The sequence below is a fragment of the Proteus sp. fly-1013 genome, assembly GCF_040140245.1.
GTDB lineage: Bacteria > Pseudomonadota > Gammaproteobacteria > Enterobacterales > Enterobacteriaceae > Proteus > Proteus mirabilis_B.
This window is the reverse complement of record NZ_JBEEWD010000006.1, coordinates 12,721-25,285: the sequence shown is the minus strand read 5'-3', so window position 1 is coordinate 25,285 and position 12,565 is coordinate 12,721. Positions and strand designations below refer to the sequence as shown.

Here is a 12,565-nt window from a genome sequence, read left to right as displayed (position 1 = left end):
CCATCCTTTTTAAAAATAAGTCACAAAATCAGTTAAGTCAGCAGGAGAAACCGTCATTGGCGCTTTCAGGGCTGGCGTGCCTAAATAAAGAAAACCAATAATCTGGTCATGTTCACCACAGCCAAGTCCTTCTCTTACCACTGCATCGTGAGTCCAAGAGCCTGAACGCCAAATCCCCCCAAATCCTTGAGCAACAGCCGCCATTTGCATTGCTTGAACACTACAACCAGCAGCGACAACTTGCTCCCATTCAGGAACCTTTGGATGATCTTTCACTTTCGCAATAACAGTGATGATCAATGGGGCACGAAAAGGTGCATTTTTTGCTTTTTCTTCAACTTCTGGCCCTAAATTACCCACCACTGCGGCTTTATGCAGTAATTGGCTAAAACGCTCAATACCTTCATTTTGCATCACAACAAAGTGCCAAGGCTTAAGTGCACCATGATCAGGCGCGCGCATGCCGGCTTGTAAAATAGTATTGAGGGCTTCACTATCAGGGGCTGGAGTAGTCAGTCGGGAAGCTGAACGGCGGTTCAAAAGCAGTGTTAATGCATCCATTTTTATTCTCCTGTCAGCATTTTATTTTAGCAAGATCCCATTCTTATGGGGATGGACAGTTCTTATCAATTCGCAGTATAACAAACTGTTATATTACCACCATCCACAGATTTAGGCGGGAATTTTTCTAAAAATCAGCTGTGTGGTTATTTAATCGTAATTTATTGTTCACAAAATGATTAATCTTAGCTTACTAAGTTAATTTAAGCTTATTTTGATCTTACTTTTCTTTTTAATTCGACGAATTCCTATATTACTTTTATGCCTTTTTGTGTGAAATTATTTAGCTATTTTCACGTAAGATAAATGTTTACTTAATAACACCTTAAGCAAAAGTTATCATTAGTGGCTTCCTAAAAATCAATAACAGACATTCAATAAGAGCTATATTAGAATATTCCTTCATTGTTATTGCTATTCTCTCTATTGCTAACAACATTTTTTGTTTTAATAGTATGAGATTATGTGGATGTAGCCTGCTTACCAATAATTCTAGCATGACTGTTTAGGATTAAAATTTAGCTTTACATGATGTGGAGATAATATGAATAAAATTATGGAGTTAATCGGCGCAATATTAAAATTTAGTTGGCAAGCCATTAACTTTATCAGGAAATTAATCTTAAACGTTATTTTCTTTTTCCTTCTCTTTATGGTCATTGGTATTTTCTTAATTAGCAAAGAAGCACAAAAACCAGTGGATTATGAAGGTGCCCTTCTTGTTGATCTTAAAGGTGTGATTGTTGACCAAACTGCTACACAAAATCCTTTAGGCGAAGTTGGACGTGAGCTTTTAGGTGTTTCAAGTAGCCAGCTTCAAGAAAATTCATTATTTGAAGTTGTCGATACGCTACGCCTAGCCTCTCAAGATCCGAAAATTAAAGGTATGGTGCTCAAACTTGATGAATTTGCAGGCGCAGATCAGCCTTCGTTAAATTATATTGGTAAAGCACTTAATGAGTTTAAAAAGACAGGTAAACCTATTTTTGCAGTGAGTGGCTATTACAGCCAGCCACAATATTACCTCGCCTCTTATGCAGATAAAATTTATCTCACACCTCAAGGTGCTGTGGGTGTTTATGGTTATGGCTTTCAAAATCTCTATTACAAAACACTGTTAGAAAACTTAAAAGTCAGCACTCATATTTTCCGCGTCGGAACGTATAAATCTGCGGTTGAGCCATTAATGCGTAATGACATGTCTGCGGAATCTCGAGAAGCTTCATTACGTTTAGTTAATGCACTATGGTCTACATATTTAACCCAAGTTGCAGAAAACCGTAGCATTACCACTGAAGATGTTTTCCCGGGTGCAAAAGAGATGATTGCGCAACTACGCAACTCAGATGGGGATAACGCAACGTATGCGCTAAATCGTAAATTAGTGGATTCTGTAAGCTCATACGCTCAATTTGAAGCTGATATGACAGAAACCTTCCAATGGGACAAAGAGAACAAGCAATTTAACAATATCAGCATTTATGATTATGCCGATACGCTGACCTCATCTTTACCTGCCAGTGATGAAGGTAATATTGCCGTAGTCGTTGTTCAAGGAGCGATTATTGATGGTGAAAGTATCCCAGGCTCTGCGGGTGGTTCAACTATTGCAAATCAAATTCGTCAGGCACGTTTAGATCCAAATATTAAGGCACTTGTATTACGTGTAAATAGTCCTGGTGGTAGTGTTTCTGCGTCAGAACAAATACGAAGTGAAATTGCCGCCTTTAAGCAACAGAAAAAATATGTGGTTGTTTCAATGGGGGGTTTAGCTGCATCAGGTGGATATTGGATCTCAACTCCTGCAAGTAAGATTATTGCTAGTCCATCAACATTAACAGGCTCGATTGGTATTTTTGGCGTTATTAATACTTTCGAAAACAGCTTAGAGTCTATTGGTGTTTATACTGATGGCGTCACAACTTCGCCATTAGCCGGATTATCTGTCACAAATAAACTACCTGAAGAATTTGCAGAGCTTTTACAGCTCAATATCGAAAGTGGTTATAAAACGTTTCTTAATTTAGTGGCAGAATCTCGTAAAAAAACACCTGCTCAAATTGATCGTATTGCTCAAGGTCGAGTGTGGGTAGGAATAGATGCAAAGAATGTGGGTTTAGTCGATGAGTTTGGTGATTTTGATGATGCTATTGATGCCGTTGCTAAAATGGCAAAAATTGACCAACCTGTTATTGATTGGATGAAACCAGAGCTAAGCCTGTCAGAGCAGATCATAATGAGCTTGTCGTCTAACGCAAAAGCACTTCTTCCTGATCCGTTACAAGCTTATATTCCTGCGCCTGTTTTAAAAGAAGTTAAAACACAGACAGAGTTTTATCGCAATATGAACGATCCGCTAAATCGCTATGCGTATTGTTTATCTTGTGGTGATATTCGATAGTCTCTTCACCGATACACCTGTTCACACTGAGCAGGTGTATTTCTCTCTTTTTTCTGACTTTTGATAGAATGATATTCTGATGAATATTTTTTGTTCGTTTATATTAACGCTATTTTTAACACAATGATTTAAAGCAGATATTAGTCACTCTCTATTTTCTTTTTTTTAGCATCCTTTCCTTTTTTTATTCTGCAAACTCCCTATAATCAGGTATTTCTCACAGCTTAATAAGAGTGCTTTGTCTGATGCAAAAGAAATCAATCTACGTTGTTTATACTGGCGGTACTATTGGTATGCAACATTCTGAACATGGCTATATTCCTGTATCAGGACATTTACAACGCCAATTAGCTAAAATGCCAGAATTCCACCGTGAGGAGATGCCCGATTTCACAATCAAAGAGCACCTTCCTTTAATTGATTCTTCAAATATCACACCAGAAGATTGGCAATCTATAGCTGATGATATTAATGAAAATTATCACAATTATGATGGGTTCGTTATTCTTCATGGTACAGATACCATGGCATTTACCGCATCAGCACTCTCTTTTATGTTTGAGAATCTTAGCAAACCGATTATCGTTACTGGCTCTCAAATTCCTTTAGAAGCCTTACGTTCTGACGGGCAAACAAACCTATTAAATGCGCTTTACCTCGCCGCACATCATCCAATTAATGAAGTGGCACTATTTTTTAATAACACGCTATATCGTGGAAACCGCACAGTAAAAGCGCATGCTGATGGTTTTAATGCCTTTGCATCACCAAATAGCGCCCCACTGTTAGAAGCAGGTATTAATATTAAACAATTTAAAATTAATTCATTTCCAAAAGGAAATGGGGAATTTACTGCGCATAATATTACGCCTCAGCCGATTGGTGTTGTCACCATTTACCCGGGTCTTTCAGATGAAGTTGTTAAAAATATCCTGATGCAACCTGTAAAAGCCTTAATATTACGCTCTTATGGTGTTGGTAATGCGCCCTCGCATCCTGCTCTACTTTCAACCCTGCGTGAAGCAACAGAACGCGGTATTGTTGTTATCAACCTTACACAATGTATTTCTGGTCGAGTGAATATGGAAGGTTATGCAACAGGTCAAGCACTAGCGGAAGTGGGTGTGATCAGTGGCTTTGATATGACATTTGAAGCAACATTAACTAAACTGCATTATCTCCTTAGCCAACAATATAATTACACTGAGATCTGCCGACTAATGCAACAAAACCTTCGTGGTGAAATGACATTAGACGATAACGACTAAGTTTAATCTAAAGGTAAATTTGGTGAAAAATTCCGCACTGTTATTGGTTGATATACAAAACGATTTTTGTACTGGTGGTGCATTAGCTGTTAATGAAAGCGATATAGTGATACAAACAGCCAACCAACTTATTTCTGATTTTAAGCAATCTAAAAATCCCATTATTGCTAGTTTAGATTGGCACCCTGCCGATCATCTTAGCTTTGCTGAAAATTCAGGCACGGTTGTAGGGGAAATTGGAACGCTTAATGGATTACCACAAGTTTGGTGGCCTGTGCATTGTGTACAAAATTCTTATGGTGCTGCATTTCACCCTGAATTAAACCAAGCTCTGATTAATCATATTATTTACAAAGGGCAAAATCGTCTTATTGATAGTTATAGTGCTTTTTTTGATAACGACCATGAATATCAGACGGGCTTGCACACTCTTTTGCAGACACTGAATATAAAACATCTTTATATTTTAGGAATTGCTACGGATTACTGCGTTAAATATACGGTACTGGATGCTTTACAGTTAGGTTATCAAGTGACTGTCATTACAGACGGTTGTCGTGGTGTAAATATTCAAGATGATGATAGCGAAAAAGCACTAGAAGAGATGCAGGCAAAAGGTGCGGTATTAATTGATTCAGCACATTGGCTTAATCGTAACAATCAATAGGTTCGTTATTTTCTTCATCTTCATAAAATAAAAAAGGGGCTATATTTAACCAGTTCGGTTAATAAATGCCCCTTTTTTATTTCTATTCTATCCATTCAACATACGTTTTAGTCATCATCCATTGGTGTTAGTGTTGCTAAACGTTCAGATTGAAACTGAGCTTTTAATTCTTGTTTGCTCTTCATGGTAATTTGCCCATTAGTTCCCACTGTCATATGCTCAGGTGTATGGTTATTTTTCGCCTGCCATAATAAAACAATCTGCATGCAATGTTCTTTTTGCTCATCGGTCAATGCAACGCCATCAGGCCATTTACCTAGTTCAACTGCGGTTGAAATACGTTGATAAATTTCAGGGGTTACCATAGAAATAAGTTCATTAACTTCCATTGATTGCTCCATAAGCTAAATAATCATTTGAAATGGCTGAATCGTTTTTTCCATTGTTATTATTTTGTTAATTTAACTGGATTAACCGACTTGTTTTTCGCCTGTTTCACTATTCGTAAACGAAAGAGATGCTGAATTAACACAATAACGCTCCCCTGTTGGGGCAGGACCATCATTAAAAACATGACCTAAATGTGCATCACATTGCTGGCAACGTATTTCAGTTCTTTTCATATTGTGAGAAAAATCATCAATATAGCGAATTGCATTATCACTAACGGGTTGATAAAAGCTAGGCCAACCACATCCTGCATCAAATTTTGTCTCTGAATAAAACAAAGGAGCAGAACAACATAAACAGTGATAAATCCCTGTTTGACGATTGTGTAATAATTTACCACTAAACGGAGGTTCTGTACCTTGCTGTTGCGTCACATAACGTTGCATTTCGTTGAGTGTTGATAAATCAAGGTGATTGTTATTACTTGAAATATTCACTTTCTTTTCATTATCTGCCATATCGACCTCTTGCCCAGAAAAATGCTTTTTAAAACAACAGTGAATAATAACAAAGATTTAACAACAAATCTGAAAAATATAGTCTAAAATCATCAAGAGTAATCTTTAGTTTTTGAAATGTGATGAATTTCACATAACGGAGCAAAGGTAACTTCATTTATCGGCGTTGATCCCGATAATACACAGCGTAACATTTGGCTAAAACGACCAATCCTTAAGCGAAAAGTGTTTTTTTAATTGATTTTTTGCAATTATTGACACGATTCCGCTTGACGATTGGCGCGGTTTTGGTAACTTTAGAAGCAACTTTTTAATTCACTAAATTAAAGCTGGTGGAATACATATGACTATCAAAGTAGGTATTAATGGTTTTGGTCGTATCGGCCGCATCGTTTTCCGTGCTGCTCAAGAACGTTCAGATATCGAAATCGTAGGTATTAACGATCTGTTAGACGCAGACTACATGGCATACATGCTGAAATACGATTCAACTCATGGCCGTTTCAACGGTACTGTTGAAGTAAAAGATGGCCACCTCGTTGTTAATGGTAAAACCATCCGCGTAACTTCAGAAAGAGATCCAGCAAATCTGAAATGGAACGAAGTCGGTGCTGACGTTGTTGCAGAAGCAACTGGTCTGTTCTTAACTGACGAAACTGCTCGTAAACACATCCAAGCTGGCGCGAAAAAAGTTGTTCTGACTGGTCCTTCAAAAGACAGCACTCCAATGTTCGTAATGGGCGTAAACCATAAATCATACGCAGGCCAAGATATCGTTTCTAACGCATCTTGTACTACTAACTGCTTAGCGCCTTTAGCTAAAGTTATCAACGACAACTTCGGTATCGTTGAAGGTCTGATGACTACTGTTCACGCAACAACTGCAACTCAACGTACTGTTGATGGTCCATCTGCAAAAGACTGGCGTGGTGGTCGTGGTGCTTCTCAAAACATCATCCCATCATCAACTGGTGCTGCTAAAGCTGTAGGTAAAGTTATCCCTGAACTGAACGGCAAACTGACTGGTATGTCTTTCCGTGTTCCTACTCCTAACGTTTCTGTTGTTGACCTGACTGCACGTCTGGAAAAACCAGCAACTTACGCTCAAATCTGTGACGCTATCAAAGCAGCAGCTGAAGGCGAACTGAAAGGCGTTCTGGGTTACACTGAAGATGCAGTTGTTTCAACTGACTTCAACGGTGAAGTTCTGACTTCAGTATTTGATGCTAAAGCAGGTATCGCTCTGAACGACAACTTTGTTAAATTAGTTGCTTGGTACGATAACGAAGTTGGTTATTCAAACAAAGTTCTGGATCTGATTTCTCATATCTCTAAATAATTAGAGTTTAGAAAGTCACGATTTCTTTTAGAGCCACCTTTTCGGTGGCTCTTTTATTTTCTAGCCAGTCAGTTTATTGTATTGAAATAGTCAGTGACATAAGGTCATAAGATAATGAATGAGAAAATTTTTTCTTTGCCGATTATTGAACAAATATCACCTTACTTAAGTCGTCGGCAATTAGGCGAACTCCCTATCCTTGTTATTTCACATCCTAAAGTACGCGCAGCTATCAGCCTTCAAGGCGCACATTTAATCGCTTGGCAGCCCGCACAAGAGCATCCTGTATTTTGGGTAAGCGAAGCCTCTCTTTTCACGCCGGGTGTTGCCATTCGTGGCGGTATTCCTATTTGCTGGCCTTGGTTTGCTTCAGCTGGTACACCAAGTCATGGATTTGCACGTATTCTTCCTTGGGAATTTAGTGCCCATACAGAACAAGATGACGGTGTTCTCATCACCATGACATTAAAAGAGAGTCAACAAACGCAAAAATATTGGCCTCATCCCTTTACTGTTATTGCTCGTTTTAAATTAGGAGCAACCTGTGAGGTTGAATTAGAATCTTACGGTGATTATGAAGCAACAGCTGCCCTTCACTCTTATTTTAATGTGAGTGATATCGATAATGTCTCTGTAACCGGCCTAGGAGGCCACTACATTGACACCGTGGCAGATAAAGAGGTTTACACTGATGAAACCTCATTACGCTTTGATGGGCGCACTGACAGGCTTTATACAGAGCCTGACGATTTTAATCTTATTCATGATGATGGTTGGGATCGAACAATTGAAGTTCACCATTACCATCATAGTGATGTCGTGTGTTGGAATCCGGGTGCAGAGCTTGCAAGCTCAATGAAAGATATGAGTGCAGGTGGCTATCGTAAGATGGCTTGTGTAGAAACTGCTCGTATCCACCAGCCATTAAAACCAGATAACGTTCATCCCGGCCGTTTATCTTTGGTAGTCCGCGTTCGTAAGAATATTGCTGAAAAATAAAGCCTTACTCGCATCTTACACAATAAAAAAGCTTCGAATTTGAATCGAAGCTTTTTTTATCACCACTGTTCTCACTAAATTTTAGTCAGATTTTTGCTAATTAGAATGTGTAAGTCACACCTGTCCACACAATCGCAGTAACAGATTTATTCACCATTGGGCTGTCTTTCACTTCACTTGGTAAATGGTCAACACGTCCCATTGCAAAGAAATTCCATTTTTCGGCAAATTTATAGTTAGCAGAGAGTTCAACATAAGGTCTCCAGCTATCATTTGGCGTATATTCTGCTAAACCACTGCGTTGTGATTCTGCATGAGTAATTCCATAAGCATAACGGTTTTGCTTTTTGTTTTCCCAAACAACACCTGCACCCGGCTGTAAAGACCAGTTACCGAATTCGAAAGGATATAAATAAGCCGCGTCAGCGATAATACCGTTACTTTTGCCTAGCAGATCACCCGATACGATTGCTCTTAAACTACCCCATGATTCGTGGTGTTTATAAGTAAAGCCACCCATCATGGTGTCACGACGACGATTCAGTTTCTTCATTTGCTCATCGTCACTATCACTTGGTTTATAAGCCTGAGGATAATAGTGCAAATCGACAGAAAGTTGATCTTTAGGTGTATTCCACAGGTAATATCCCGCAGCTAACGTTGCGAAATAGAAGTTTTCTGACTGGTAGTTAACTTGTGGTACTGGTAATAAATAATCTTTTGATTTAGCCCCTTTATAAGGAGTAACTTGCGCTAAAACTGAACCACCTATTGACCATTCGCCAGCAAATGCTGCTGGTGTGCTAAGCCCTGCGATAACGGCTAAAGAAATGATAATCTTCTTATTACTCACGATGATTTTCCATATTGTCATTAATAAAGTAGCAACCAAAAACCTATTTCAGTCACAAATAACTAAAACTGGTATTATTTTACCTATAATCATTTTAGTTTTGCATTAAATGTGTAGCAATCAGTGCTTGCCCTAATGCAATACCACCGTCTCCGGCTGGTAACATCATAGGGGCGAGTACTTTTTTATTGTTTAATTTTTTCTTAAACATATGTTTGAGTAATGTATTATTTAATACACCCCCCGTAAGTACAATGGTGTCAATCTGATATTTATCTGCATATTGCAATGCAATATCGCCTAAACCTTCAGCTAATAGATAATGAAATAACCATGCTTTTTCACTGACATTCAGCGCTACACTTTCCCACTGCGACCAAAAAACCGACAAATCAAGCACACTGTTTTTTACCGGCATTAAATGCCCATATTGCTTAATGATTTCTGCCTGTTTTTCTTGATGGCACGCTAATGCTGCTGTTTGTAGATAACAAGCCGCTTCACCTTCCCAACTTATCTCTTTAGGGGCTAATCCTAATGATGCTGAAACCGCATCAAAAAAACGTCCACAAGAAGAGGCTTTAGGTGAATTTAAACCACGCTCTACCGCCTTACTTAATATCTGCAAATCATTGCTAGGCACCATTTGGGCGATAACACTACCTTGCCAATCTTTAGAAAAAGTAGCTAAATGTGCGAACCAGTTTCGCCAAGGTTGAATCGAGGCAAGATTACCTCCGGGCATCGCAACAGCCGGAAGCCCACCAATCCGCTCTGATTTTTGATAGTCCACCAGCAGACACTCCCCTCCCCATAGCGTGCCATCTTGCCCAAAACCCAATCCATCAAGCGCAATACCAATGACAGCACCTTGTTGGTGTGTATGACCATGTTCAGCAAGGCAGGAAACAATATGTGCATGGTGATGAGAGACTTCAATAACAGGAATATTTTGCTCTTGAGCAAACTGCTTACCCAATTGATGGCTAATGTAGTTAGGATGTGCATCTATCGCAATCGCTTTAGGTGTAAAACGATAAATTTGCTGAAAGAGAGCCAACGATTTTACCAACTGCTGTCGCACACTTAAATCATCAAGATCCCCTAAATGAGGCCCCATAATGGCTTGATGTTGGCGTAATAGGCAAAATACATTTTTGAGATCGCCTCCCATCGCGAGTACTGAGGGTTGTGCTCCAAAATCTTCAGGTAATGAAATTGCATCTGGGACATAACCACGAGAGCGTCTGATCATCACACTCTGTTTACCTTCAATGCGAACAAGTGAGTCATCAGCTCTTTGTATGATCTCTCTATTGTGCATTAAGAATAAATCTGCAATATCTTTCAGTTGTATGAAGGCATCTTCGTTACTTAATGCCGGCGTATGACCTGATGCATTACCTGATGTCATAACAAGTGGAATATTTGTGCCACGCGCTAATAGATGTTGCAATGGATTGGCTGGCAACATAACACCAATTTCAGTTAATCCTGGTGCAATAAGCTCCGCAAGTTTAGGTGCAACTGTTTTGGAGACTAATACAATTGGAGCGGCAGTACTCTGCAACGTTTGGATAGCGGTTGGAAGAAAATCAGGATCTTGCTTATCTACTTTAATTTGATCAATTCCTGTGATCATCACTGCGAGTGGCTTCGCAGGTCGGTATTTTCGTTCTCGTAATAATGCAACACTCTCATTATTGCGTGCATCACATACTAAATGAAAACCACCAATACCTTTAACTGCAACAATCTTTCCAGCAAGTAACGCATCACAAGCTTGAGTTAATGCAAGCTCTTTTATTGCTAACTCTTTACCCTGATTATCTGCAAGCCAGATATGAGGCCCACAGACAGGACATGCATTAGGCTGAGCATGAAACCGTCTATCTGCGGGATCTTCATATTCATGTTTACATTCAGGGCAGAATGGAAACTCAGACATTGAAGTAAAAGGCCTATCATAAGGCATTTTTTTTATGATAGTAAAACGAGGACCGCAATGTGTGCAGTTGATAAAAGGATAATGATAACGACGATTTTGAGGATCAAATAATTCATTAACACAAGCTTGGCAAGTTGTTGCATCAGGGACAACTTGTGTATCCATTTCGCCACCACCACTTTTTACAATAATAAAGTCTGTGGGTAGCTGTTCCCATTGATAGGGTGATTCTTCTATTCGTTCAATGCGTGCTAGTGGTGGACATTCTGCTTTTAATGCTTCGATCAAGAGCGCATTTTTAGGTGAAGGGGTTAAATGCACCAATACACCTAAACTATCATTGCTTACTTGCCCTAATAAACCAAAACGATGAGCTAGTTGCCAAACAAATGGGCGAAACCCAACGCCTTGAACCTTTCCTTTCACACGCAATGCAATGCCGTTACTCATAGGATCACCAAATCAAAATAAATTTAAGCTTATTCTAGTTTAGTGATTATCAACAACTTTCATTTAGATCAGAAAAAGTGGAATTAGGTAGATTTATCATTACTTCAACAGTCACTCTTGGTGCAATTGCACACAGTAATTCATAACCAATAGTGCCACATGCTGTTGCTACATCATCAACAGGGAGTTGCTCTCCCCATAATTCAACCGGACTACCGTAACTTACATCGGGAAAATCCGTGACATCAACGGTTAGCATATCCATAGAAATACGCCCGACCAACTGTGTTTTATGTCCATTAACAATCACTGGCGTACCGTCTGGCGCATGTCTTGGATAGCCATCAGCATAACCACAAGCAACAACACCGATCTGCATATCACGCTCAGCAGTATATCGGCTACCATAGCCTATTTGCTCGCCTTTCTTGACTTGTTGAATAGCTAATATCTCACTATTAAATGTCATTACGGGTTGTAAATCGAAATCGGCAATATCTTGCCAAACACCTGAAGGCGAAACACCATATAAAATAATACCCGGACGCACCCAATCTTGATAAGTTTCAGGCTCAAACAGTGTTGCGGCTGAATTTGCCAAACATCGAGGTAATTCGTTTACCATAGCTTGATTAATAACATTTTTTTGTGCATCCATATTCAATCCCGTATCTGCATTAGCAAAATGCGACATTTGAATAATAGAACCAATATTTTTGATACTTTTTGCACGAGCAATTGCTTGCTTATAAGCGTCTGGTCGGTAGCCCAGACGATTCATTCCACTATTAAGCTTAAGATAGATATTAATGGGCCTTTCTAGTTTTGCATTTTCTATAGCGTCAAATTGCCAATCAGAATGAATCGCTGTCGTTAGGGAATAACGTTCTAATAAATAAACATCATCTGGCTTAAAAAAACCTTCCAGCAAAAGGATAGGCCCTACCCATCCCTGCTCTCTTAACATAACAGCTTTGTCTAACTCAATTAATGCAAAGCCATCAGTATGACTCAATGCTGGCCAAACACAGGATAATCCATGTCCATAAGCATCTGCTTTCACAACAGACCACACTTTACTGCCTTTGACTCTCTCTTTAATAACAGACAGATTATGGCTTAATGCATCGAGGTTAATGGTTACTTTTGTGGGTCTGGACATGGATCTTCC

At 39.2% G+C, this 12,565-nt stretch carries 11 protein-coding genes; 5 read left to right on the top strand and 6 right to left on the bottom strand.

Annotation, left to right across the window (positions count from 1 at the left end):
* Positions 1-9: 9 nt before the first annotated feature.
* Entirely contained in the window at positions 10-561 is a 552-nt protein-coding gene (locus ABN236_RS12365; RefSeq protein WP_023581966.1) for an NAD(P)H nitroreductase, read from the bottom strand.
* A 544-nt stretch (positions 562-1,105) separates the two neighbouring features.
* Between ABN236_RS12365 and sppA the strand changes: the two genes are divergently transcribed.
* The 3 genes from sppA to pncA all read left to right on the top strand — a co-directional run bounded on the left by sppA (position 1,106) and on the right by pncA (position 4,897).
* Complete coding sequence (gene sppA, locus ABN236_RS12360; RefSeq protein WP_349474109.1) at positions 1,106-2,962, top strand: signal peptide peptidase SppA; 1,857 nt, start codon at positions 1,106-1,108, stop codon at positions 2,960-2,962.
* A gap of 245 nt (positions 2,963-3,207) precedes the next feature.
* Positions 3,208-4,230: an asparaginase gene (gene ansA, locus ABN236_RS12355; protein WP_088495357.1), complete on the top strand. Its 1,023-nt coding sequence runs from the start codon at positions 3,208-3,210 to the stop codon at positions 4,228-4,230.
* A 22-nt stretch (positions 4,231-4,252) separates the two neighbouring features.
* Positions 4,253-4,897, top strand: a complete 645-nt coding sequence (gene pncA / locus ABN236_RS12350; protein WP_270753475.1) for a bifunctional nicotinamidase/pyrazinamidase — start codon at positions 4,253-4,255, stop codon at positions 4,895-4,897.
* Positions 4,898-5,004: 107 nt separating this feature from the next.
* Here the strand turns inward: pncA and ABN236_RS12345 are convergent, their stop codons facing one another.
* Positions 5,005-5,286 carry a YeaC family protein gene (locus tag ABN236_RS12345; protein WP_036912841.1) on the bottom strand — a complete coding sequence of 94 codons (282 nt, stop codon included), beginning with the start codon at positions 5,284-5,286 and terminating at the stop codon, positions 5,005-5,007.
* Between the two features lie 81 nt (positions 5,287-5,367).
* Positions 5,368-5,805: a peptide-methionine (R)-S-oxide reductase MsrB gene (gene msrB / locus ABN236_RS12340; protein ID WP_109393925.1), complete on the bottom strand. Its 438-nt coding sequence runs from the start codon at positions 5,803-5,805 to the stop codon at positions 5,368-5,370.
* A 343-nt stretch (positions 5,806-6,148) separates the two neighbouring features.
* On the opposite strand from msrB, the gene gapA reads away from it, so the two are divergent.
* Complete coding sequence (gene gapA, locus ABN236_RS12335) at positions 6,149-7,144, top strand: glyceraldehyde-3-phosphate dehydrogenase (RefSeq protein ID WP_023581959.1); 996 nt, start codon at positions 6,149-6,151, stop codon at positions 7,142-7,144.
* A 114-nt stretch (positions 7,145-7,258) separates the two neighbouring features.
* Positions 7,259-8,143, top strand: coding sequence for a D-hexose-6-phosphate mutarotase (locus ABN236_RS12330; protein ID WP_088495354.1), 885 nt, complete (start codon positions 7,259-7,261; stop codon positions 8,141-8,143).
* 100 nt (positions 8,144-8,243) lie between these two features.
* Here ABN236_RS12330 and ABN236_RS12325 read toward each other — a convergent pair whose 3' ends face one another.
* The 3 genes from ABN236_RS12325 to alr all read right to left on the bottom strand — a co-directional run bounded on the left by ABN236_RS12325 (position 8,244) and on the right by alr (position 12,556).
* Positions 8,244-8,996: a MipA/OmpV family protein gene (locus ABN236_RS12325; RefSeq protein ID WP_194950648.1), complete on the bottom strand. Its 753-nt coding sequence runs from the start codon at positions 8,994-8,996 to the stop codon at positions 8,244-8,246.
* A 94-nt stretch (positions 8,997-9,090) separates the two neighbouring features.
* The gene (gene hypF / locus ABN236_RS12320) at positions 9,091-11,394 is read right to left on the bottom strand and encodes a carbamoyltransferase HypF (RefSeq protein ID WP_349474108.1); all 2,304 of its coding nucleotides are present in this window, start codon (positions 11,392-11,394) and stop codon (positions 9,091-9,093) included.
* Between the two features lie 49 nt (positions 11,395-11,443).
* Positions 11,444-12,556 (bottom strand): alanine racemase, encoded by a 1,113-nt coding sequence (gene alr / locus ABN236_RS12315; RefSeq protein ID WP_349474107.1) that lies wholly within the window; start codon positions 12,554-12,556, stop codon positions 11,444-11,446.
* Between the last annotated feature and the right edge of the window lie 9 nt (positions 12,557-12,565).

What these genes read in the sequence shown, in the direction of transcription:
- ABN236_RS12365 (WP_023581966.1), bottom strand. Translation starts at nt 561, where the DNA reads ATGGATGCATTAACACTGCTTTTGAACCGCCGTTCAGCTTCCCGACTG.
- sppA (WP_349474109.1), top strand. Translation starts at nt 1,106, where the DNA reads ATGAATAAAATTATGGAGTTAATCGGCGCAATATTAAAATTTAGTTGG.
- ansA (WP_088495357.1), top strand. Translation starts at nt 3,208, where the DNA reads ATGCAAAAGAAATCAATCTACGTTGTTTATACTGGCGGTACTATTGGT.
- ABN236_RS12345 (WP_036912841.1), bottom strand. Translation starts at nt 5,286, where the DNA reads ATGGAAGTTAATGAACTTATTTCTATGGTAACCCCTGAAATTTATCAA.
- msrB (WP_109393925.1), bottom strand. Translation starts at nt 5,805, where the DNA reads ATGGCAGATAATGAAAAGAAAGTGAATATTTCAAGTAATAACAATCAC.
- gapA (WP_023581959.1), top strand. Translation starts at nt 6,149, where the DNA reads ATGACTATCAAAGTAGGTATTAATGGTTTTGGTCGTATCGGCCGCATC.
- ABN236_RS12330 (WP_088495354.1), top strand. Translation starts at nt 7,259, where the DNA reads ATGAATGAGAAAATTTTTTCTTTGCCGATTATTGAACAAATATCACCT.
- hypF (WP_349474108.1), bottom strand. Translation starts at nt 11,394, where the DNA reads ATGAGTAACGGCATTGCATTGCGTGTGAAAGGAAAGGTTCAAGGCGTT.
- alr (WP_349474107.1), bottom strand. Translation starts at nt 12,556, where the DNA reads ATGTCCAGACCCACAAAAGTAACCATTAACCTCGATGCATTAAGCCAT.